13 protein-coding genes and 1 rRNA gene are annotated in these 24,358 nt (G+C 60.9%); 8 read left to right on the top strand and 6 right to left on the bottom strand.

The annotated features are described in order from the left end of the window. Positions 1–109: ribosomal RNA gene (gene rrf / locus ACJ8J4_RS16960) — 5S ribosomal RNA — on the top strand; the annotation flags it as partial. Between the two features lie 367 nt (positions 110–476). Here rrf and actP read toward each other — a convergent pair. The 3 genes from actP to acs all read right to left on the bottom strand — a co-directional run bounded on the left by actP (position 477) and on the right by acs (position 4,487). After that, on the bottom strand, positions 477–2,129 hold the full coding sequence (gene actP, locus ACJ8J4_RS16955; RefSeq protein ID WP_025304954.1) for a cation/acetate symporter ActP: 1,653 nt from the start codon (positions 2,127–2,129) through the stop codon (positions 477–479). Beyond that, positions 2,126–2,437, bottom strand: a complete 312-nt coding sequence (locus tag ACJ8J4_RS16950) for a DUF485 domain-containing protein (RefSeq protein ID WP_004930047.1) — start codon at positions 2,435–2,437, stop codon at positions 2,126–2,128. The genes actP and ACJ8J4_RS16950 overlap by 4 nt, the downstream gene beginning before the upstream one ends. Before the next feature lie 91 nt (positions 2,438–2,528). Then, positions 2,529–4,487 (bottom strand): acetate--CoA ligase, encoded by a 1,959-nt coding sequence (acs, locus tag ACJ8J4_RS16945; RefSeq protein ID WP_197836461.1) that lies wholly within the window; start codon positions 4,485–4,487, stop codon positions 2,529–2,531. 901 nt (positions 4,488–5,388) lie between these two features. Here acs and gltP point away from each other — a divergent pair. Next, positions 5,389–6,705, top strand: coding sequence for a glutamate/aspartate:proton symporter GltP (gene gltP, locus ACJ8J4_RS16940; RefSeq protein ID WP_025304956.1), 1,317 nt, complete (start codon positions 5,389–5,391; stop codon positions 6,703–6,705). A 274-nt stretch (positions 6,706–6,979) separates the two neighbouring features. Beyond that, complete coding sequence (locus tag ACJ8J4_RS16935) at positions 6,980–8,323, top strand: condensation domain-containing protein (RefSeq protein ID WP_025304957.1); 1,344 nt, start codon at positions 6,980–6,982, stop codon at positions 8,321–8,323. Positions 8,324–8,365: 42 nt separating this feature from the next. Here the strand turns inward: ACJ8J4_RS16935 and ACJ8J4_RS16930 are convergent, their stop codons facing one another. Then, positions 8,366–11,461, bottom strand: coding sequence for an amino acid adenylation domain-containing protein (locus ACJ8J4_RS16930; protein ID WP_264383773.1), 3,096 nt, complete (start codon positions 11,459–11,461; stop codon positions 8,366–8,368). 33 nt (positions 11,462–11,494) lie between these two features. Further along, positions 11,495–13,105: a condensation domain-containing protein gene (locus ACJ8J4_RS16925; protein WP_197832092.1), complete on the bottom strand. Its 1,611-nt coding sequence runs from the start codon at positions 13,103–13,105 to the stop codon at positions 11,495–11,497. A 535-nt stretch (positions 13,106–13,640) separates the two neighbouring features. Between ACJ8J4_RS16925 and ACJ8J4_RS16920 the strand changes: the two genes are divergently transcribed. The 3 genes from ACJ8J4_RS16920 (at position 13,641) to ACJ8J4_RS16910 (ending at position 20,002) form a co-directional block, all read left to right on the top strand. Next, positions 13,641–15,734: a TonB-dependent receptor gene (locus ACJ8J4_RS16920; protein ID WP_025304960.1), complete on the top strand. Its 2,094-nt coding sequence runs from the start codon at positions 13,641–13,643 to the stop codon at positions 15,732–15,734. 78 nt (positions 15,735–15,812) lie between these two features. Continuing rightward, on the top strand, positions 15,813–18,722 hold the full coding sequence (locus tag ACJ8J4_RS16915) for a condensation domain-containing protein (RefSeq protein WP_264383774.1): 2,910 nt from the start codon (positions 15,813–15,815) through the stop codon (positions 18,720–18,722). 47 nt (positions 18,723–18,769) lie between these two features. Then, positions 18,770–20,002: a YncE family protein gene (locus tag ACJ8J4_RS16910; RefSeq protein WP_164063767.1), complete on the top strand. Its 1,233-nt coding sequence runs from the start codon at positions 18,770–18,772 to the stop codon at positions 20,000–20,002. 219 nt (positions 20,003–20,221) lie between these two features. Here the strand turns inward: ACJ8J4_RS16910 and ACJ8J4_RS16905 are convergent, their stop codons facing one another. After that, complete coding sequence (locus ACJ8J4_RS16905) at positions 20,222–22,507, bottom strand: TonB-dependent siderophore receptor (RefSeq protein ID WP_264383775.1); 2,286 nt, start codon at positions 22,505–22,507, stop codon at positions 20,222–20,224. A 285-nt stretch (positions 22,508–22,792) separates the two neighbouring features. Between ACJ8J4_RS16905 and fes the strand changes: the two genes are divergently transcribed. Then, positions 22,793–24,166, top strand: a complete 1,374-nt coding sequence (gene fes / locus ACJ8J4_RS16900) for an enterochelin esterase (RefSeq protein WP_075201420.1) — start codon at positions 22,793–22,795, stop codon at positions 24,164–24,166. Continuing rightward, on the top strand, positions 24,141–24,347 hold the full coding sequence (locus ACJ8J4_RS16895; protein ID WP_025304965.1) for an MbtH family protein: 207 nt from the start codon (positions 24,141–24,143) through the stop codon (positions 24,345–24,347). Before fes ends, ACJ8J4_RS16895 begins: the two co-directional genes overlap by 26 nt. Positions 24,348–24,358 lie beyond the last annotated feature (11 nt).

The raw sequence follows: 24,358 nt of genomic DNA, 5'->3' as shown, positions 1-24,358 counted from the left end.
GCAATAGCGCGGTGGTCCCACCTGACCCCATGCCGAACTCAGAAGTGAAACGCCGTAGCGCCGATGGTAGTGTGGGGTCTCCCCATGCGAGAGTAGGACACTGCCAGGCATCAAATAAAACAACAAGCCTCATGCGAAAGCATGGGGCTTTTTGTTTTGTCTGTTATCTGGCGTTCTGCACGAGCATGGGCATCCTGAGACGAATTGTGTAGGACAAATCCGCCGGGAGCGGATTTGAACGTTGCGAAGCAACGGCCCGAAGGGGGGCGGGCAGGACGCCCGCCATAAACTGCCAGGCATCAAATAAAGCCGAAAGCCCTGAACTGACGTTCAGGGCTTTTTGCTATGCGTAAAACGTAAAAAAGCGCAGCTACGCTGCGCTGCTCTCCCCAGCTTATCTCCGACAGACAGCCAGAGAAAAGGCCCCGAAGGGCCTTTGATTAGGGTGTGTTTGCTTTTTTTCACTTATTATTCGATTAATGCGAGCTGCCCTGAGAGATACCCAGCCCGGTTTGCGAACGGACAAACTGAGCCCGGAAGCGTTCCCGCTCCTGCTGCCCGGCCAGCGAGCTGTCGGTGATCGAGAACAGCCAGGTGCCGACAAAGGCCACGATCATCGAGAACAGCGCCGGGTATTCATACGGGTAAATCGGTTTTTCATGGCCGAGGATCTGCACCCAGATCGTCGGGCCGAGGATCATCAGAATCACCGCCGTTAACAGACCCAGCCAGCCGCCAATCATCGCGCCGCGGGTCGTCAAACGCGACCAGTACATCGACAGGATGATGATAGGGAAGTTACAGCTGGCAGCGATAGAGAACGCCAGTCCGACCATAAAGGCGATATTCTGCTTCTCGAACAAAATCCCCAGGGCAATAGCAACCAGGCCCAATACCACGACGGTGATCTTGGAGACCTTCAGCTCGTCACGCTCGGTCGCCTTGCCGTTTTTCATCACGCTGGCGTACAGATCGTGGGAAACCGCTGAGGCGCCGGCCAGCGTCAGGCCCGCGACGACCGCCAGAATGGTGGCAAAGGCTACCGCCGAGATAAAGCCGAGGAAGAAGTTGCCGCCAACGGCATTGGCCAGGTGCACCGCCGCCATGTTGGTACCGCCCAGCAGCGCGCCGGTGGCGTCTTTGAACGCCGGATTGGCGCTGACCAGCAAGATGGCGCCGAAGCCGATGATAAAGGTCAGAATATAGAAGTAACCGATAAAGCCGGTGGCGTAGAACACGCTCTTGCGCGCTTCCTTGGCGTCACTGACGGTGAAGAAACGCATCAGGATGTGCGGCAGACCGGCGGTGCCGAACATCAGCGCCAGGCCAAGCGAGAGCGCAGAAATCGGATCGGAGACCAGACCACCGGGGCTCATGATGGCGATGCCTTTCGGATGCACCTTCACCGCTTCGGCGAACAGGGTATTGAAGTCGAAGTTAACCGACTTCATCACCATCAGCGCCATAAAACTGGCGCCGGCCAGCAGCAGCACCGCCTTGATGATCTGCACCCAGGTGGTGGCCAGCATGCCGCCGAACAGCACGTACAGCACCATCAGGATGCCGACCAGGATCACCGCCACATGGTAGTTGAGCCCGAACAGCAGCTGGATCAGCTTGCCGGCGCCGACCATCTGCGCGATCAGATACAGCGCCACCACCACCAACGAGCCGCAGGCCGAGAGGGTGCGGATCGGTTTCTGCTGCAGACGGTAAGAGGCGACATCGGCAAAGGTATAACGGCCGAGGTTGCGCAAGCGCTCCGCGATCAGGAACAGAATGATCGGCCAGCCGATGAGGAAGCCGATGGAGTAAATCAGTCCGTCATAGCCCGAGGTGTAGACCAGGGCGGAGATACCGAGGAACGAGGCGGCGGACATGAAGTCACCGGCGATCGCCAGCCCGTTTTGCAGGCCGGTGATGCGCCCGCCCGCGGTGTAGTAGTCCTGACGGGAACGGGTGCGTTTGGAGGCCCAATAGGTGATGTAGAGCGTGGCGCCGACAAACAGGATAAACATCACGATCGCCTGGATGTTCAGCGGCTGGCGATGCACCTCGCCGCCAATGGCGTCGGCGCAGGCCAGACCGGGCAGCAACAGCAGCGCGGCGGCGGACAATAAGCGCTTCATTGTTTCACCTCACGCAGAATCTCTGCGGTGAGGCGATCGAATTCGCCGTTGGCGCGAAACACGTAGATCCCGGTCAAGACGAAAGAGATCACGATCAGCCCGACGCCGACCGGGATCCCGCGGGTGATGGTCGATCCGGCGGCGATCGGCGTGCCGAGCCATTGCGGATCGAAGGCGATCAACAGAATAAAGCCGACGTACAGCGCCAGCGTAATCAGTGAAAGCAGCCAGGCGAACCGGCCGCGTTTTCTCACCAGCTCTTTAAAGCGCGGGTTTTCTTCAATCCCTTGATAAATGGTGTCATTCATCAGAGTGTCTCCAGTCGGTATTGAGAGAGTACGCCGCGCCAGGGCCGCTCAACGGTGCGTGATCCGAATGAGCGGCCTGAAGCGGCATAAATTATGACGGCACTTTCATTGATTGTTTTTCTTCCAACAGCTTGTCGACGACGGCCGGATCCGCCAGCGTAGAGGTATCCCCCAGGTTGCTGGTGTCGCCGGCGGCAATTTTGCGCAGGATACGCCGCATGATCTTGCCGGAGCGCGTTTTGGGCAGCGAATCTGTCCAGTGCAGTACGTCCGGCGTGGCGATCGGCCCTATCTCTTTGCGCACCCAGTTGCGCACTTCGGTATAGAGCTCCGGCGTCGGTTCTTCGCCGTGGTTCAGCGTGATGTAGGCGTAGATCGCCTGGCCTTTGATGTTATGAGGAATGCCGACCACCGCCGCTTCGGCGATTTTCGGGTGCGATACCAGCGCGGACTCAATCTCGGCGGTGCCCAGACGGTGGCCGGAGACGTTCAGCACGTCATCGACGCGGCCGGTGATCCAGTAGTAACCGTCTTCGTCGCGGCGTGCGCCGTCACCGCTGAAGTACATGCCTTTGAAAGTCGAGAAGTAGGTTTGCTCGAAGCGGTCATGATCGCCGAACAGGGTACGCGCCTGGCCCGGCCAGGAATCGACGATCACCAGGTTGCCTTCGCAGGCGCCTTCCTGCGGTGTGCCGACGTTATCGACCAATGCCGGCTGTACGCCGAAGAAAGGCCGCGTAGCAGAACCGGCTTTCAGCTCGGTGGCGCCAGGCAGCGGGGTAATCATGAAGCCGCCGGTTTCGGTTTGCCACCAGGTGTCGACGATCGGGCACTTTGCATTGCCTATCTTGTTGTAGTACCACTCCCAGGCTTCCGGGTTGATCGGCTCGCCGACCGAGCCCATGATACGCAGCGAATCGCGTCGTGTGTCCTCGATCGCCTTGTCGCCTTCGGCCATCAGGGCGCGAATGGCGGTCGGTGCGGTATACAGAATGTTGACCTGGTGCTTGTCGATCACTTGCGACAGGCGATTAACGCCCGGATAGTTAGGCACGCCTTCGAACATCAGCGTGGTGGCGCCGCAGGCCAGCGGGCCGTACAGCAGATAGCTGTGGCCGGTGACCCAGCCCACGTCGGCGGTGCACCAATAAATGTCGCCGTCGTGGTAGTCGAACACATACTTAAAGGTCATCGCGGCGTAGACCAGGTAGCCGCCGGTGGTGTGCAGTACGCCTTTCGGTTTGCCGGTCGAGCCGGAGGTGTACAGGATAAACAGCGGATCTTCGGCGTTCACTTCTGCCGGCGGGCAGTCGGCGGAGACGCCCTGGGTCAGCTCATGCCACCACAGATCGCGCCCTTCCTGCCAGTAGCCCGGTTTCCCGGTGCGTTGGAACACCACGACGTTGGCCACGCTGACTACGCCGGGATTTTTCAGCGCATCGTCGACGTTCTTTTTCAGCGGCACGGCACGGCCGGCGCGCAGGCCTTCATCGGCGGTGATCACCAGCCTGGCGTTGGAGTCGATAATGCGTCCGGCGACCGCTTCCGGTGAGAAGCCGCCGAAGATCACCGAATGTACGGCGCCGATACGCGCGCAGGCCAGCATCGCGACCGCCGCTTCCGGCACCATCGGCATATAGATAGCCACCACGTCACCTTTTTTCACGCCGAGCTTTTTCAGCACGTTGGCGAACTGGCAGACGTCATGGTGCAGCTGTTTGTAAGTCACCTTTTTGGATTGGGTCGGGTCGTCGCCTTCCCAGATAATGGCGGTCTGGTCGCCGCGCTCGGCCAAATGACGATCCAGACAGTTGGCCGCCAGGTTCAACGTGCCGTCTTCAAACCAACGGATGCTGACGTGGCCCGGATCGAACGAGGTGTTTTTGACTTTGGTATAGGGTTTGATCCAGTCCAGGATTTTGCCATGGTCACCCCAGAAAGCCTCTGGGTCTTGAACCGACTGTTGATAATACTGTTGGTATTGTGCCGGATTAATCAGGGCGCGTTCTGCAATTGCAGAAGGAATAGCGTGTTTATGCAGTTGGCTCATAGCTTTTCTCCTTGAAGTTGTTAATGATATGTCAACTGAAGGTTAAGTATAGTTTGCTACGATTCTTTGTTTCTTTTTTGCGCGGCAGATCACGCAACAAAGATATTGATTTGTAATCGTTCTGTCGCATTTGCAGGGCATATCTATCTATTTGGCGCTTAAATCCTCATAAACCCACGTTTTTAACCAAAAACACTTATCTAAAGAACAAAAAAGAATAAAAAAAGGCGAGGGTATTTGCCTCGCGCTTAATAAGGATGGGAGAGACCAGCATTATTTCGCGCTATAAATCTTTTTTGATTATTTTTCGCTATTAATATTCGAAGTTGGTATTAACGCGATATAACGATGGACGGCACATCGTGAAATAACGTTCTATTAATGCTTCATACCTGATGAAAACTCGGGAAATACCCTATGGCATTCATCCTGCGGTATCGTTCGATTTTTAATCTAAATATAAAATGGCGCTGCATTTATGGGTGAAAATGTCACTCGGCCAATTCCCATTTATTTGACTTTTGAGTAACAAAATATAAACATTCGGTGCGGACTAAATATGCAGAATGGACGAAAAATAACGCATTTTAATCGCGTTCAAAAAAACGTCACCGGCGCGGTTATGTGCTTCATTATCTGAAAAATTATGTTTTTAATAACAAGCAATTATGCCATTTGAAATAGTTACGCGAAATTTTTGTGATTCGATTCAGCGCTCAACCCTGACAAATCAAGGCTTGCAGAGCATGCCGCCCGGATGATACAGATTTATACTGCGTCGCACCCAGGGCAGGTGAACGCTTCCACTGAATTAACATAAGCCTGTAATAAATGATTAAGTATTCTTTTCGCCGTGTTGCGACTTTGTACGGCGCAAAGAGTCTTTGAGGACTTTTTGGGTATGAAAAGTGTAAAAATTAGCCTGGCTTGGCAAATCCTGATCGCGTTGGTACTGGGTATTATTGTTGGCGCGGTATTGCACAACCAGACAGAATCTCGTGAGTGGCTGGTCAGCAATATTCTCAGCCCGGCGGGTGATATCTTTATTCGTCTGATCAAGATGATTGTGGTGCCGATTGTTATTTCCACGCTGATCGTCGGTATTGCCGGCGTAGGCGATGCGAAAAAGCTGGGCCGCATCGGATTGAAAACCATTATTTACTTCGAAGTGATCACCACCATCGCCATCGTGGTGGGGTTGACGCTGGCCAACGTATTCCAACCCGGCCACGGCATCGACATGTCGACGTTGACCACGGTGGACATTTCGCAGTATGAGAAAACCACCGAACAGGTGCAAAGCGGTTCGCACAGTCTGGTGGCGACCATTCTGTCGCTGATCCCATCGAACGTCTTCTCGTCGATGGCCAAGGGCGACATGCTGCCGATTATCTTCTTCTCGGTGCTGTTCGGTCTGGGGCTGTCGTCGTTGCCGAAAGAGACCAAAGAGCCGTTGCTGAAGGTGTTCAAGGCGGTATCCGAGAGCATGTTCAAAGTCACCCACATGATCATGCGCTATGCGCCGATCGGGGTGTTTGGCCTGATTTCGGTCACGGTAGCCAACTTCGGTTTCGCTTCGCTGCTGCCGCTGGCCAAGCTGGTAGCGCTGGTGTATTTCGCCATCGCGTTCTTCGCCCTGGTGGTGCTGGGGGCGGTCGCCCGGCTGTGCAACCTGCGCATCTGGACGCTGATCCGCATCCTGAAAGACGAACTGATCCTGGCTTATTCCACCGCCAGCTCGGAAACGGTGCTGCCGCGCATCATTGAAAAGATGGAGGCTTACGGCGCGCCCAAGTCGATCACCAGCTTTGTGGTGCCGACCGGCTACTCCTTTAACCTGGATGGTTCGACGCTGTACCAGAGCATCGCCGCCATCTTTATCGCCCAACTGTACGGCATCGAGCTGTCGTTGGGGCAGGAGATCGTGCTGGTGCTGACGCTGATGGTGACCTCGAAAGGGATCGCCGGCGTGCCGGGCGTCTCGTTCGTGGTGCTGCTGGCTACGTTGGGCAGCGTCGGCATTCCGCTGGAAGGCCTGGCGTTCATCGCCGGCGTGGATCGTATCCTGGATATGGCGCGTACCGCGCTGAACGTGGTGGGCAACGCGCTGGCGGTACTGGTGATCGCCAAGTGGGAGCACCAGTTCGATCGCAAGAAGGCGCTGGCCTACGAAACGGAGTTCCTGGCACAGAAGGTGAAGCCGGCCAACCAGGCCTAATCACCGAGTATCGCCGACGTTAAAAACGCCCCAGGCAGTTGTGCCGGGGCGTTTTGTTTTTATGGCCCTCCAACCCGCCACTTTCTTTTCTCTGCTCTACAGCGCGACTTGCATCCCCGCTTAACAAAATCTAAAGTGTTACCAAATTAATAGAAATGATAATAGATGTTATTATCATTTTCATTTGATGATGTATGGAGACACGCAAAAGCCGTTGAACGGCGGGGTTACGCCCGCTCGACGTCTTTATTCGGGCTTATCAAAGGTAGGTAACATGTCGGACACCGCTTTGGCCTCTGAATGGTTGCCGCTGGCGCCAGCGCAGCTTGATTTCTGGGAAGAACACACCTTGCACCCTGGGCAGACTCTGTCCACCGTCGCACATTGCACCGAACTGTGCGGCGCGGTAGAGGAAGAGACGCTCTGCCGGGCGATCGCCACCACTCTCGCCGAGACGCAGGCGTTTGCCTTGCGCTTTGGTGAGCGGCATGGCGACTCTCCCCCGCTGTTACGTTACGATCCACAGCGCACGCCGCCATTGCAACGCATCGATCTGCAAACGCACGACGATCCCTGGCAGGCGGCGCAAAACCTGATGCGCGAAGATATCGCGCAGCGCCGGGCGCTGCACAGCGAACCGTTAGCCGCAGCCTGGCTGCTCAAGCTGGGGCCGGAGCGCTACCTCTGGTACGTGCGTGCGCACCATATTCTGGTTGATGGCTTCGGCATGGCCCTGATCGAACACCGCTGCGCCGCGTTATATGCGCACTATCTGGGTGAGGGCAGCGCAGGTATGCCTCTGGGCGCCTTCGACGTCTTTCAACAGGCCGAGCTGGCCTACGCTGATTCTGAGCGATGCGAGCGCGATCGGCGCTTTTGGCAGACCTATCTGCCGCCGTCGCAGGTGCTGCCGACGGTGCGCAAGGGCGGTGAGGCCTATGGCGTACGGCGTCTGAGCACCCACCACCGGCTGCCGGCGGCGGTGTCGCACTCTCTGGCGCAGTTGGCGGAGCGTAGCGGCATCAATTGGCCCGACTTGCTGGTGGCGCTGTCGGCGGCCTGGCTGTTTCAGGTGATGCCGCGCTGTGCCCGGCAAGGCGATACGCTGCCGATGTGGATGCCGGCGATGAATCGCCGTGGGCAGGCAGCCACTAACGTGCCTTCGCTGGCGGTCAACACGCTGCCGCTGCTGGTGTCACCGCCGCAAGCGGAGACGCTGGGGAGCTTTCTCACCACGCTGACGCAGCAGCTGCGGGAGCTGCGCAGCCACGCCGGCTACCGTCTGCGCCAATTGGCCGCCGATCGCGGTGTGGATCCGGGCTCGCGCTTCTTTATTTCCCCCTTCATCAACGTGCAACCCTTCGATGCGCCTCGTTTTACTGGCTGTCGCGGTACCCGCAGCGTATTGGCCGGCGGCTCGGGCGACGGTTTTAACCTGACGTATCGCGGCCGCACCGACGCCCGCGATCTGCAGGTGGATATCGATATTTATCTGGAACAGTTCCCGACGGAGGATGCGTTGGACTATGGCGAGGCGCTGCAAGAATTTCTGTTGCGTGCGCTGCAGCAGGAAGCCTGGGAGCAACCGCTGGCGGCCCTGACGGCGTTACCCGCCTGAGAAAATGCGGGCGGGGGATGTCCCCGCCCGAGTGGTATGGTTTCAGCTGACCAGCAACGCCGCCACTTCGCGTGCGTTCTTGCATGGCAAGAGCGCACTGCTTACCAGACGGGTGCCGAAAGCGTCATTGAGGCGTGCCGCCACCTGTTTGATATGCGGCAGCTTCAGTCCCATGGCGATAAACGCCGTCTCTTCCCCCCATTCCGGGCGCGGCGTTACGCCAATCGCCTGCCAGTAAATGGTCAGGATCTCGGCGCTGCGCGCCACCGGTGCGTTCGGCGGCGGGGCCGCGCAGGCGTTCAACGCCGGCGCGGTTTGCTGGTGGCTCAGGTCGGCGCGGATGCGATGGCGATCGGTTTTACCGTTGGCGGACAGCGGCAGCGCCTCGGCATGGATAAAGCGCGTGGGGATATGGGTACAGGGCAGATAGCCGGTGGCGAAGGCGCGGATCTCGGACAGCGGCAGCGGCTTGCCGTCGCGGGTCAGATACAGGGCGCCGAGCGCTGCCTCGTTGTTCTCTCCGCTGGGATAATCCACCACTACCATATCCAGGATCGCCGGATGGCGGCGCAGCACGTCTTCGATTTCCGGCAGCGAGACGCGCACGCCGCGGATCTTCACATAGCCGTTCACCCGGGTGGCGAACATGATGTTGCCGTCCGCACGGTAATAGCCCTGATCGCCGGTGCGGAAAGCGCGCAGCGGTTGCCCGTCCGGTCCTTCGAGGGTAACGAAATCGTGCTGCTTCAGCTCCCCCTGCTCCAGATAGCCTAACGCCAGGTTCACCCCGGCGGTGTGAATGCGGCCGACCACGCCGGCCGGGCAGTGGCTGCCGTCGTCATGGCAGATGAAGTAGCGGTTAGCCGGCAGCGGGCGGCCGTAAGGCACGGTGCCGCTCTCCTGTGGGGCGATCGGGTGCCAGATGCTCCAGATGGTGGTTTCGGTCGGCCCGCCGAGTGAGAACAGCGCGAGATCCTGGCGCAGGGTACGCAGGGTTTGTACCGTCGCCGGCTTGATATAGTCGCCGCCTTGCGCCACCAGGCGCAGCGAGCGCAGGTTGTCGGCCGTTTTGCAGGTGAGCAGCATCTCCAGAATGGCGGGTACCGAACACCACAGGGTGACCCGATGTTTTTCCACCAGTTGGTTCCAGCTGATGGCATCCTTTTCCTGATGTGGCGCCGGCAGCACCAGCGTGGCGCCGGCGCACAGCGAACCGAACAGATCGAACATCGACATGTCATGGTGCGGCGGCGTGACGGAAATGAAGACATCGTCGGCGGTGACTCTCCAGCGCTGTTGGGTTTGGTGCACGACGTTGGCGGTGGCGCGGTTGTTAAGCACCACGCATTTAGGCTTACCAGTGGTGCCGGAGGTATACAGGTAGTAGCTCGCGGCCTGGCTGGCGCTGCGTTCAACCAGCGTCCGTTCATCCGGCAGCGCGGGTGCGCGATCCGCCTGCGCCAGCAGGGTCGCCGGCGTCACGCCGATCGGCGTTTCGAGATCGCCGCCGTGCACTACCAGCGTCGGCCGGCAATTCTCCAGCAGGTAGGCGGTGCGTTCCGGCGGCGAGTTGATATCGATAGGCACCCAGATCACGCCCTGCAGGGCACAGGCGAGGCTGAAGATGATCTGTTCCGGGCTGCGCGGCAGATACAGTGCCACCACGTTGCCCGGCTGCACGCCGCGGCTCTGCAGGTTGGCGATCGCCGTGGCGATCCGCTGGCCCAGCTCGCGGTAGGTTAGCGTCTGCTCGCCGCAGATCAGCGCATTGCCGCCGTCTTGCGCGCCGAACAGCCGCTCGGCCAGCTGCGCCAGATAAGGATAAGGCGCGTAATTCGCTTCGCTGTCGTTGTGGCGGTAATGCGCCAGATCGATGAAGTCGCGCGGCGCGATCGCCAGGTCGGCCCGTTGGCAACTGTGCAGGATGCGTCGCTGCAACGCCGCCAGCATCGCTTCTACCTGTTCGCCATGCAGCGCCTGCTCGGCGTAGTCCACGCACAGCTGCAGATTTTTTTCGCTGTCCAACGTCAGGCGGATATCGATGGCGACCTGCGGCGTTTGGGTCAGGCCGTCGTGAAAGCGCACCGGCGCCTCGGCTGGCAGCGTCTCCCAACCCAGGCAATTGGTCAGGATCACCGGCAGCGCCGGGCCGCCCTGGCTTTGGCCGAGCAACTGCCGCGCCAGATCGACGCCGGAAAACGCCAGGTGATCGAGCGCGCCGAGCACGTCGTCCTGCAAGGCTTGCGCGCGCTGGATAAAATCTTCGCCGTGGCGGGAATAGCGCACCGCCACGAAGCTGGAGGCGTTGCCCAGGGCGCCGTCGGCGGCGGGGAACGCTACCGGCACCCCGACACACAGCTCGCCGTCGGTGGTCCAGTGGGCCAGCGTATCGAGGATCAGCGCCGACAGCAGGCTGTTGCGCAGCAGCGCATGCGGCGATCCCAGACGGCCAAGCTGTTTAACCGTGTCGTGCGGCAACGTCAGGCTGGCGCGGCGATAGCGTGATGAGGTGAGATTGGCGAGCGGGGCGCGCCACGGCAACGCCGACGGGGTGGTGACATCCTGCAGCTTTTCGCGCCAGTAGGCGGCATCGGCCTGGCGTTGCGCCGCCGATGCGGCGGGGGGCGGCAAGGCGGCGGCGGTCGGCGCCAGAGGGCGATCGTCGAACAGGCGCGCGATCACGGTGGAGATCCCCTGGCCGTCTAAGATCAAGGCATCGAAGCTGGTAAAGATCAGCGTATCGTACGGCGATCCCGTCGGATCCTGCTGTTCGGCAAGTTGGATCACGGCGATGCGCCACAGCGGTTGGCTCGGATCGTGGCGCTGGTGGGAGTAACGCGCGCGCAGTTGTTCGACCTGGCGCTGCGCCGCTTCACCATCAAGGGCACGCAGATCGTGTCTATCCAGATGCAGCGTCACCTCCGGGCGTACGTGCTGCGTGCCGCGCGGCACATCGATGCAGGTGCGCAGTGCCGGGTAGTGTTGAACCAGCTCGGTCAGGCGCGCTTCAAGGCGCGGTACGTCCAGCTGCCGGGCACGGTATTCGCGAAAGTCGTGCATCGCCACGCCGCCCAGCGGCCATCGATCGCTGCGGCCCAGAAGATAGGCCTGCTGCAGTGCGGTTAATGGTGTCTCCATGGTACTTCCCTATAGTCGCTAACCGATTAAATCTCAGTGCTGCGGCGCCAGCGCGGCGAGCAGCGTTTTCGCATTCCGTCCTGCCTCGGGCGAGCGTTGGCAGATCAATGCCGCCAGCGCCGCCGGAGAGGGATGCGCCGCCAGATCCTGCGCCGTCAGCGCCGCCGCCAGATATTTGTTGAGCACCGTCAGCAGCGCGTTCACCCCAGCATCCGGCAGGGCCAAGCGGTGGATATCGTCGTGGTCGTGCAAGCTGGCCTCGGGAGCCACCCGCGCCAGCAGCCGGTGCAGCACCTGGCGCACCGGTGCCTGCTGCGCCAGCGCGTCGGGTGTGCATTGCGCCAACAGCTGTGACAGCGGGCGATCGAACGCCTCCGCTTGCCGTGCGGCCAGGTGCAGCAGCGCACGATAACAGGCCAGCAGGCGCGGCAGCGCGTGCTCGGGGAATGCGTCCAGCCGCACGTCCCAGTTAATCAGAATGCCGTCGTCGACGTGGGCGACCTGCGCATCCAGCGCAACCTGCGGTCCTTGAGAGATGACCCAGCCGAGACGGCCGAAGGTGTCGGTGACCCGTTCGGAAAACAGCGTCTTGCCGCGGATGCCGAAACCGGCGGTAAACACCACCGGAGAAGGCTGCAGGCTGCCGTGCAGGCGCGACAGATCGCGCATCACGCTCACGCCGGGGTAATCCGCATGTTCGATAAGCTCTGCCAGCTGTGCCATCAGGCGCCGGCAGAAAGCGCTCAGGTTTTCCGTCGGGTTCAGCTCCACGCCGAGCAGCACCAGGTTAGAGAAATCGCCGATAAGACGATGCGCGTCCTCCCGTTCGCTTTCGCGGTGGAACAGCGGCACGTTGAGCCGGAAGCGCGTCATATTCCAACCCTGGCCGACGGCCAGTGCGAACAGCGCTAAAAACAGCGTAGAGAGGGAGGTGTGGTGCCGCTTGGCGACATTCTCCAGCGCGCGGCTTTCTTCTGCATTCAGCTGTACGGCCAGGCGATCGCTGCGGCAGCGGTCCGGCGTGCGCAGCAGGCGCGGCGCCGGGGGCACCTGCGCCAGGCGTTCACGCCACCAACGCTGGCCGCGTTCGCGCCGCTGGCGTAGCGCCTCGTCGGCGTCGCGTCGTTCGAGGTGATCAAAGTAGGCCGCTGGTGCGTCATCGGAGGGGGGCAGCGGACACTGGTGATAAAACGCCGTCAGATCCTCCATCAACAGGCGAAAGCTCATGGCATCGCCGGCGATCATGTCGAGATCGACATGCAGGCGGCTGCGCCCTTCCGGCAACAGGCTCAGGCTGATATCGCAGGGCACGCCCTGTTCCAGCGGCAGCAGCTGGGTGCTTTTTGCCTGGCGTTTGGCGGCGAGCGCGGCTGCCAGCGTTGCTTCATCGGCGTGCTGCCAATCGTCGAGATGCAAGGCGTGCCGAGGGCCGGGAGGCGCGATCGTCTGCCGGCCATCGTCGGTAATGCGCAGGCGTAACAGCGGATGGTGCAGGTACAGCGCCTCGACGGCCTGGCGCAGCCGAGCGGTATCCAGCTCGCCGCCGTCGAATTCCGCATACAGGTGGGCGGCCATGCCGCCGAGGGGAGGAGCGGACTGTCGGCCTACCCAATAGGCGGCCTGCATCGTGGTCAAAGCTTTCATCGGGTATCCATTTTGATTCAGCCAACGAGACTGCAAGAATATATCCAAATGTTAATAGGAATGAAAATTATTATTATTTGATCCATTTGGCGATCGGGTGCTATCTATAAGGCGTTTTAGCGACGCCGGGCAGTGAGGGCATTGGGTGTGAATAATTTATCTATATTATTCTTAGCATTGAAATGATTGCTTGTTATTGCAGCGCTCGTTTTTCCTGCGAAAGTATAAGGGTTTCTGGCAGTTATCTTGTCAGGCCTCACACCTTTGTTGATAATGATTTGCATTAGAAAATGCAAAATATTATCATTCTTAACATTATTTTACGTTTTTATACAAGCTGCCGGCCGCTCCGCCGGCGGCTTAGCCGTGGACGGGGCCGCGCCCGTCCGGCCGCGAAAGGCATGGGTTTGCCGCAGGGATAAGCAACAGCAAGGCCGGGAAGGCCGCAGCGTCATGGTCTGTGTGAGTGTCGATGTAGGTTGTGTAAAAAAAAATCAAATTTTGTGCACCTCTGGGATGAAAGGAGAAGACATCTATGGGCAAGCATTTTGCGGCTCAACGGCATGAAAGCGTAGGAAACGGGGAAAAGGCGGGGTTGAAAGCCATTGGGGCGTTTTCCTCCGTATTTTTAGGGGTTTGTTCACTGGCGATCGGTAACGTCAACGCGGCGGAAACCAAGAGCAACGAAACCTACCAGGACGCGGAAACGCTGCTGGTCACCGGTGAGAAGATCAAACGTTCCATTTTCGACACCGGCTCCAGCGTGCAGGTGTTCGACAGCAACCGCATCGCCTCGATGCCTGACGCAGTGCAGATCCCCGATCTGCTGCGCATGACCCCCAACGTGGTGGATCTAGGCATCGGCAACGAACTGCCGACCGTGCGCGGCATCGACGGTTCCGGCCCGAACGTTGGCGCCAATGCCTTCCTCAGCGGCACCCGTCCGCGCCTCAATCTGTCGTTGGATGGCCGTTCGCTGACCTATAACGAACAGGCTTTCGGCCCACAGTCGCTGTGGGATCTGGATCGCGTCGAAGTGTTCCTCGGCCCGCAAAGCTACATTCAGGGGCGCAACGCCATCGCCGGCGCCATCGTCATGGCCAGTAAAGATCCGACCTTCGAATGGGAAAGCGCCTTCAAGGGCGGGGCCGGCAACCAGCACTCTTCACAGCTGGCCGCCATGGCGTCCGGCCCGCTGGTGGAAGATCAGCTGGCGTTCCGCGTCAGCGTCGATCGCCAGCGCCGCCGCAGCGAAGCCGATCTGCCGGCCTATGCGCCGGTGGGCGATCCACGCGAAGTGGAAGCCACCACCGCCCGTGCCAAGCTGTTGTTCAATCCGGCCGGCCTGCGCGATCTGACCACCAAGCTGACCTTTAACCACTTCGGCAGCACCGCGCCACAGAACGAAAGCCTCAACCCGCAGCCGCATCCGACCAACCCGCGCCACGATCCGCGCCGCGCCGTGTTCAAAAGCAACATGAACAGCACCATCTGGGATCTGGCCTGGGAGGCCTCTGATGCGCTGACGTTTGAAAACCGCGTTATCTATACCGATTTCAACATCAACCGTCCGACCGCTTACAACATCCAATACGCCGAGATCGACGGCCAGGAAGTTCACGTGGAGCCGGTGGTGCGCTTCGGCGGTGCGGACAGCCGCCTGCACGGGCTAGCGGGGCTGCGTTACTTCCACGGCACGCAGGATGAGTTCGTCAACATCTTCGGCGGATCGACCTTCAAAGATAAAACCGATACCCATTCGGCGTTCGCCGAGCTGACCTATGCGCTGACGCCGCAGGTGGACGTGACTGCCGCCAGCCGCCTGGAACGCGAACACCGTCGCCGCGACGGCGGCAGCCAGGCGGTGCGCATCGATTTCGACGAAACCTACACGGTGTTCCTGCCGAAGCTGGACGTGGCCTGGAAACCGACGGATACCCAAACCTACGGTGCCAAGATCGCCCGCGGCTATAACGCCGGCGGCGGCGGCATCACGATCGGCACGCCGGTGGTCAGCTACACCTACGGTTCCGAGTATGTCTGGAACTACGAGTTGTACACCCGCCATCACCTGAAAGACGCCAACGTGGTGCTGACAGGTAACATCTTCTACAACGATTACAAAGACATGCAGCTGCCGTACTCGCTGGGTGAGAACTCCAGCGTGATCCGCAACGCCGACAAGGTGGAAACCTACGGTGCGGAAATCGGCGCCACCTGGCAGCCGCGCTGGGATTTCGAGCTGTTCGGCAACCTCGGCCTGCTGAAAACCGACATCAAGAAGTTCTCGGGCAGCGGCGTGGAAGGGCATGAGCTGGCGCGCGCACCGGCTTACACCGCCAACATGGGGGCCAAATATCAGTTCCTGAAAGGATGGGAGCTGAGCAGCAACGTGGCGTTTACCGACTCCTACTATTCGCAATACGACAACGACTCGCGCGGGCGCATCGGCTCCTATTGGACGGCTAACGCCCAGCTGGCTTACACCTTCGACTACGGTCGCGCCACGCTGTATGCGAAAAACCTGTTTGATTCCGACCGTCGTGAGATGGTCAGAAGCAATGACATTTACACGGCGACTCTCCAGCGAGGCCGCCTGGTCGGCGCGGCGGTTGAGCTGAATTTCTAACGCTATCGCGATGATGGGGGACGAATGTCCCCCGTTTTATGCGCTATCCCGGCACGGCCGGGCAAAGGAGATAACGCAGTGATCGGTGATTTTGACAGCATTCTGAGCGATGAAGAGGCCCAGCGGCTGGAGAGCGCGTTTCAGGCGCTGGGCGCGCCGTCGGCGAACGGCGAGCGGCCGGTAAGCGAAGCCGAAGAACGGGCATGGTTTGCCCATCTGCAGCAGGGTGACGCACGCGGGCAGCGGGCGCTGGCCTGGCGCCTGACGGGAGAGGTGGATATCGCCCAACTGACGGCGGCGCTGCAAGCGCTGGTGCGGGAAACGCCGGGCGTGAACGTGCGTTACGTTTTTGATGACGAAAACGGTTTGGTTAAACGCGCTGCCGATTCGGCGCCGTTGCCGGTGAGCCTGCGTCAGGTGGCGGATGAACAACACGCCATTTGTCGTCTGCTGCAAGTGCAGGCGGCGCCATTTGAACTGGAAAGCGAAGCGCCGCTGCGCTGCCTGCTGTTGCTCACGCCTGCCGATGACGTGATTTTGGGCGTGGTATTGCATGACATCCTGGCGGAAGCGCTGCCGTGGCGCCATCTGCCGGCGATGCTGTCCGCCCGCTATAACGGAGATGCGATGCCTCTGCCTTTCGCGGCGGCGCCGGTCGAGCTGCCGGAAATCCCGGCGCCACAGCTGCCCTGGGCGCGCCAGGCGGTCTCGCTGCAGGATTACCGCAGCCCGGCGCAGCGTACTGAAGCGTTGCCGCCGGTGGGCGCGCGCGTGGTCACACGCATTGATCGCTCGCTGTTGCCCGCCAACGACACGCCGCGGGCCTTGCTGGCGGCGGTGGCGGCACGGTTTGCCGAGTTCGTCGCCACGCAGGCCGGCGGCCAAGCGGTGCAGCTGTGCGTGCCGGCCGCAGAAACGGCAGAGTTCGTCGGCCTGGATCTGGGCCTGACGGCGGCGCCGCTGATGCGCCTGACCGTGCAGCATGGCGAGGGCGACGTCGGGCAGCGGCTGCTGGCGCAGGCCGTGGCTGAACAGCCGGATCCGCAGCGGGCGCAGCTGCTGGTGGCCTGGCGTGACGATCTGGCCGCAGAGTGGCGGCTGGAAGGCGTTCACGCCGAACGCCTGTTGCTGCCGCCGCTGCATACGCCGTTTGAACTGGCGCTGCTATTGGGCTTGCCCGAAGCGGAAGCGTTAACGCTGGAGCTGGTCACCGACCCGCGCCTGTCTCCGCACGCGGCGCCTTTCCTGCTGGAGCAGTTCAGCGCGTTCCTGGCCGGGCAGCGAATTGCCGTCGCATTGCCGGTGGCTGAGGCCGTTTCCCCGGCGATGGCCGCGCCGGCGGCGAACGGCGACGCCAACGAAAGCGTTGCGCCGCTGATTTTGCAGGAGTTCCGTGAGGCGCTGGTGGCGCCGGAAATGACCCTGGATGAAGACTTCTTCGATCGCGGCGGCCATTCGCTGGTCGCTACCCGGGTGATCGGCCGTTTGCTGAGCCTGCATCAGATCGAAATCAACATTAACGATCTGTTCAGCCATCCGACGGCGCGTGGGTTGGCGGGCTACGCCAAACGCCTGAACGTTGCGCAGCCGAATGCCGCGCTAGCCATCGCCGACGATCATGAGGGGGCGCAGGCGCCACTGTCGCTGGCGCAGGAATCGCTGTGGAAGGTGTATGAAGCCTTCGGCCATGACGAGATTTTCAACCTGCCGTTCTCTCTGCGCTTCTTCGATGCGGTGGACGAAACGGCGCTGCACCAGGCGTTTATCGACGTCATGACTCGCCATACCGTGCTGCGTTCACGCTTTGTCGAGCAGCAGGGGGAGGTGGTGCAGGTGGTGGTGCCGGCCGCAGAACTGCCGGATTATCAGTGGTTCCGCTTCTCTCACGAGACGCCAGCGGGTAATGCCGCCGCCCTGTTGGCCGACGCCGGCCAGCACCGGTTCGATCTGGCCGCCGAGCTGCCGCTGCGCGCCACGCTGCTGCGCGATGCGGACAACGGCCAACAGCTGCTGTCGTTGCTGTTCCACCATGTGGTGCTGGATGAATGGTCGCTCAACCTGATGATGGACGAATTGGGCATCGCCTATCGCCATCGCGTCGTCGGCCAGGCGCCGCAGTGGAGCGGGCAGCCGCCGCAGTTCCACACTTTCGCCCGGCAGCAGCGGGCCTCCGGGGTGCAGCAGCAACATCTGGACTACTGGCTTGATGCGCTGCGCGGCGCGCCGGTCGGCCAGCCGATCTTCCGGCAAGAAGCATCCACCCATCCGGCGGTGCCGGCACCGGCGGACGTCAACGGCGGCTGGCTGGAGTTCGAGGTCGATCCTGCCGTGGCGGAAGGCCTGTATCAGCTTGCCCGCCGCAACAACGCGTCGCTGTTCAACGTGGTGTATGCCGGGATTACCTCGGCGCTGCGTCTGCTGGGCGGCCCGGCGGATCTGCTGGTGGGCACCTCGACTTCCGGCCGTAACGACGCCGAGTTCTTCGATACCGTCGGCTATTTCACCACCGTGGTGGTGCACCGCGTGCGCTTCGACGAGGGGCTGACGGTGGCCGGGTTGGTCAGCCAGGTGAAAAACACCATCAATGGCTCGCTGCCGTACACCGACATTCCGATCGATCTGGTGGAAGAAGGGCTGTTCGGCGTGGACGCCGACCGCAAGAACCACATGTTCGAAGTGTTCATCCAGATCCATAGCCGCATCAAGCTGAACGGCGAGTTCCGGCTGCAGGACGGCAGTGCGATCGCCTACCGTCAGGTGGAGCCGGAGAAAGCCGAATCGTTGCTCGGCCTGCAGTTTGAGGTGATGGAAGACGATCTGGCCGGGAAGAAATCCCTGCGGGTGATGATGACCTACCGTCAGGATCACTACAGCCAGGAGCAGGCCAATCTGATCGCCGATGGCGTTCAGCACGTCTTTACCCAGTTTGCGCAGCACATCGCTGGCGATATCGCTCTGGCGGCGCTGCCGCCCGGGCCGCAGGCATGACGTTGTTTCACTCTAACCGAAAGCATGATTTTCAAGGAGATAAAAGGATGTCTGGAACCCTAGCAACCCCGCGCGCGCTACTGTCGCTGCTGGTGGCGGCCTCTCTGGTGGTCGCCGGCGCCGCGCAGGCGGACGATGTCGGCATCAAACCGCAGGACATCAAGCGCGAGGCGCTATCGTCGACGGTGGTGGAGATGGCCTACAGCACCTCGCAACAGGCGCTGTTCGTCAGCGCGCCGGACTGGAAGGAAGAGGCGCGCTCCCGCGTGCTGCGGCTGGATCCCAACACCCTGGCGATCAAGGCAGAGATCCCACTGCAGGTGAAAGGCTTCGGCGTGGCGCTGAACGACGCGGGCAATCGCCTGTACCTGACGCAGGCCTTCAACGGCGAAGTCGGGGTGGTGGACACCACTACCAACCACGCGCTGGGCAGCATCAAGCTGCTGGACAAAGCGGTGCTGGAGCAGGCTTACAAGCAGGCGGGCATCAGCGGCAAGCGTCTGGATTTCCTGTTGGCGGAGCTGAAGAAATTCAAAATCACCGAGGACTACCTGTACCGCCTCCGCGAGCTCAAGTATGACGCGCAAAGCGGCCGTCTGTTCCTGCCGGGCCTGGGCTTTGGCGTCGACAGCGTGCTGTACGTGGTCGATACCAAAGCCGGCAAGCTGGAGAAAGTGATCCCGGGCTTCGGCTACAACGCGGTGGGCATCACGCTGGATGAGAAGGGCCGTCGGGTATTCGTTTCCAACATGCAGGGGCAGGTGATCACCCTTAACGCCGACACGCTGGCGATCACCGCCACCCACGAAGTACAGGCCGATCAGCTGCTGAACCTGGTGTATGACCCGGCGAGCAATCGCCTGTTGGGCGTCGATCAGGGCATCGATCGCGACGACTACCGCAACCATCATCTGGGGCACGACTACGTGAAGCGCAGCAGTGGCCACCGGGTGTTTGCGCTGGATGCGGACAGCGGCAAAGTGCTGGCCAGCGAGCTGACGGATGAGGTGCCGATCGGCCTGCTACTCGACGAGCGCAGCCAGCGGCTGTATGTCGCCAACCGCAAAGGGGTACGCGTGGATCACGGCGCCGGGACGCTGACGGTGTTCGACGCCAAAACGCTCAAGCGCCTGCAAACCGTAGCCCTGCCGCCGCACCCTAACAGCCTGGCGTTGGATCCGAAAGGCGACGCGCTGTTCGTGACGGTGAAAAACGACGGCGCTTCCACCAAGGCCGGCAAGCCGGAAAGCGTGGTGCGCATTCAACTGCACACCAGGTAACTGAATATAAATATAAAAAAAGGGCGCTGAGGCGCCCTTTCTAGTGGCTGACAAAGGAGGAAAAAGCGTGGTTTTTCCTCCTTTTGTGGTTATCAGCCGAAAATCAATGAATTGATTTTCCTTGTTTTCTATCTGTCGCCTAATGAAAGCCCGGCAACGTCATCCGCTTTGTCATTTACCTCAAGGGGGCTGAGCCCCCTTTGTCGTTGGGTCATGTCATCAGAAGTGGGTGTTGATGCTCATGTAGTAGGTACGGCCCGGTTCGTTGTAGGTGGCCGCGCCCGCGCCGGCGATGTTGATCGCGCCGGTAATCGGGTCGCCCACGTTCTGCGCGTTACCGGCGCGGAACTGGCGTTTGTCGAACAGGTTGTCGATGCCGGCAGTGACGCTGACGTTTTTGGTCAGGTCATAGGTCGCACTGGCGCCGACGACGGCGTAAGGGCTAACCTCGCGGGTTTCGCCGCCGGTGGCCGGTTTACCCTGGTAGTTGTACTTCTTCGGCTTCTGACGGCCGTACCAGGTCAGGGTGGACTGCATCGACAGATCCTGCGTAGCCTGCCAACTGAGGGTCGAGTTGACGGTGAACTTCGGGATCACCGACAGGTAATCGCCGGTGGTCTTGTTCTTGTTCTCGATCATGTAAGTGGCGTTGTTGCTCCAGGTGACGGTCTCGCTGACCGGCACGTTCAGCGAGCCTTCCAGCCCCTGCACCACCGCCTTCGGTACGTTCTCCCACTGATAGACCGCCGTGCCGGTGCTGCTGGTGGCGATGCGCGAGTTACCCGCTTCAATCTTGTTGTGGTAATCGTTGCGGAAGTAGGTGACGCCGGCCAGCCAGCCTTCGTTATGGAACTCCAGCCCGATCTCTTTGTTGACGCTGGTTTCCGCCTTCAGATCGTCGTTACCGAGCAGGTAGCAGCCGTTTCTGACATCGCTGCCCGCACACCCTTGGCCTTTGCTGTACAGCAGGTAGTTGCCGTTGGTCTGGTACAGGGTCGGCGCCTTGTAAGAACGGGCGATGCCCATTTTCAGCGTGAAGTAGTCGCCCAGTTCCTGCGACAGGTTCAGCGCCGGGCTCCAGTTGTTGCCGGATTCTGAATGCAGATCGTAACGCAGACCCGGCGTCAGCATGGTGGTGTCGGTCAGCTCGATGTTGTCTTCGGCGAACAGCGAGAAGATATGCGCGGAAGCGTAAGGGCTGCGCGTGCCGTTGCCCATGCCGGGAATAGTGCCGCCCATCAGCGTTTGGCTAGTGGACGTGCCGTCTTTCATCCGCTGTTGGGTCCACTCGGTACCCAGCGTGGCGGTCTGTGAAACGCCCAGCTCAAACGGCACGCTGACTTCGCTGTGCGCCAGGAAGTCGTCCAGCTTGGTGGTGCCGAAACCGGTATTTTTGGTGTCGAAGATGCCTTCGGTGCCGCCGGCCAAGCCCTCGTTCAGGCGGGTGTTGCGGGTGCGCTCGAACTGCACGTAGTTGTTGGTGCTCACGCCGTTGTCCCAGGCGCCGCGGTGGGTCAGGCCGAAGGTTTCACGGTAGATGCGGTTGGTCTCTTTGCCGTAGTTGCTCTGCACCAGGGCATTGGTGTTGGTGTTCTGGGTATCGCCAGAATACAGGTTGCCCTGGCGGCCGTAGGCGTACTCGAACTCCAATGACTGCAGATGGGCGAAGTCCCAGTGCAGCAAGGCGTCGATGTTTTTATCGACCACCCCTTCGCGTCCAGCCGGGATACTGCTGGCATAGGCAGCTCCTACGCGTTCGGACTTGTGTGATTCGTTAATGTCCCAGGCGTCGGCCTGCGTTTTGCTGTAGCCGCCGAACAGGCGGAAGCTCAGGGAATCGCTCAGCGGGCCGGACAGGCTGAAGTCGGTGCGCTTGGTGGCGCCTTCCTGCTTGTGCTGCGGCACGTTGAAGTAGCCGTTCAGCGAGCCGTGCAGCGCATCGCCGGCCTTCTTGGTGATGATGTTGACCACGCCGCCCGCGGCGCCGTTGCCGTAGCGCGCGGCGGCAGGGCCGCGCAGCACTTCGATGCGCTCGATCATTTCCGGCGGCACCCAGGCGGTATCGCCGCGCGAGTCGCGCTCGCCGCGCCAGCCCTGACGCACCGAGTTGCGGCTGGAGGCCGGTTTGCCGTCGATCAGAATCAGGGTGTTTTCCGGGCCCATACCGCGGATATCGATCTGGCGGTTGTTGCCGCGCTGGCCGCTGGTGGAGTTGCCGGTCAGGTTAACCCCGGGCATGGTGCGGATCAGTTCGCTGATGTCGCGCGCCGGCGGGCGTTTTTTGATCTCGTCGGCAGTGATGGTGGACACCCCCGGCGCCTGCAGATTCTGCCGGGCGGCGGTCACGACGATGGTGTCTTCGCCGCGCGGCTTTTTATCCGCTGCGCCGCTGTTTTCTTCCGTGGTGGGGGTGTCGGTCTGCTGCGCGGCGTTGGCGAACGCGGACGCGCCCAATCCCAAGCCGATAAGAGTGGCTAAAGAATAACGTGATAGCTTGCTTTTCATTTGAGTGTCCTACCTTGCTGCCATCCCTCGCCGAACGGGGGGGAAGGGCGGTTGTAGTTTTTGTGTAGTCGGAAATAGAAAATCGGCTGCGGCAAGGGATGCCATTGATGTATCCCCGATCCCTGTCCGTTGCGCGCAATACCAGCACGATCTCCAAGCCTTACACACTATTGCAAATGCAAATTATTATCAATAGTATTTGGCGTACAGTGCGTTCGGGCGGTGGCCGGCGATAGGGAAAAGTCGACGTTCCCGGTGCCGCCAACTACAAAATGGGTAGGCGTTGTGAATACAGAACTACAGTCAGAAAGCAGCAGATTATTGGCCAGCAGCAATGCGGGCAGTCCAGGGTGGTGGTTGACGGTGGCACGGCGCGGTACGCCATGGGTAGAACCGGCGGGTAACGGCCGCTGGCGAACCACCTTTTTCTGGCGCGATCCTCAGGGATGCGAATTGACCTCCGCCTACCGTCGCGTGTGGATTAACATTAACTGCTTGACCGACCATCACCAGCCGAATCCGCCGCAAAGCCTGCAGCGTTTGGCCGGTACCGACGTGTGGTACTGGCAGACCGAGCTGAGCGGCGCCTGGCGCGGCAGCTACTGCTTTATCCCCTGTTTTGACGAGCGGCCGCCGGCGTTCAGCGGCGACGATGCGCACGCCAACATGCACAACCTGCGCCACTGGTGGCACCAGGTGTTCGCCAGCGCCACCCCCGATCTGCTCAACCCTTATCGCTCCTGGCAAAGCGCCAGCGGCCACAGCGTCTCCGGCCTGCACATGCCGGATGCGCCGCCGCAGCCGGTATGGCGCTCGTTCGACGAGTATGAGATCGCCAGCGGGCGCTGCACGCCGCCGCTGCCGGCGCGTTTGCAGCGCCATACCTGGTGCAGTGAGCGCCTGGGCAACAGCCGCGATGTCTGGATCTACACGACCGGCGACAGTAAGCCGGCCGAGCGCCCGCTCGCGATCCTGCTCGACGGCCAGTTCTGGGCGAAGCAGATGCCGGTTTGGGAGCCGCTGATGCAGCTGACCCGCGAGGGGGCGTTGCCGGAAGCGGTGTATGTGCTGATCGACATCATTGATCTGCCGCACCGGGCGCGAGAATTAACCTGCAAGGACGATTTCTGGCTGGCGGTGCAGGAAGAATTGATGCCGCAGCTGGCCGACTGGGCGCCGCACAGCGACAAACCGGCCGACACGGTGGTGGCGGGGCAAAGCTTTGGCGGCCTGGCTTCCCTGTATGCCGGGCTGCGCTGGCCGCAGCGCTTCGGCGCGGTGATCACCCAGTCCGGTTCCTACTGGTGGCCGCGGCGCGACATGCTGCAGCTGCCGAGCATTCCCGACGATGCCTGCTGGCTGATGCAGCAGGTGGAACGGCACGGTTTGGGCAACCACGGCGCGCTGAAGGTATTTATGGAAGCCGGTTCGCAGGAAAAGCTGGTGCACCGGGTCAGCGGCGAAATGGCGGTGCGCCTGAGTGACGCCGGCCATCGGGTGCACTACCGGGTGGTGGAAGGCGGGCACGACGCGCTGTGTTGGCGCAGTGGCCTGACCGATGGGCTGCAGGCGGTCTGGGCTTCCGCTTTCGCCACCGCTTACCCGGCATCGGCGACGGCACGAGGAACACATGATGGAAAGCCTGAATCCGTTCGATGATCAACAGCAGCGCAGCCTGGTGCTGCGCAACGTACAACAACAATACAGTTTGTGGCCGGATTTCCGCGCCATTCCGTCCGAGTGGACGATCGTCTTTGGCCCGGCGGCGCACACCGCGTGCGCCGAATGGCTGGAACAGCATTGGCAAGACATTCTGCCGGTCGCAGCACGCGAGGCGTGACCGGCGCCAGG

It is taken from the genome of Serratia sp. CY47280 (assembly GCF_052168655.1).
Classification (GTDB): Bacteria; Pseudomonadota; Gammaproteobacteria; order Enterobacterales; family Enterobacteriaceae; genus Serratia; species Serratia bockelmannii.
The sequence above is the reverse complement of the archived record's forward strand: the minus strand, read 5'-3'. Positions and strand labels throughout refer to the sequence as shown.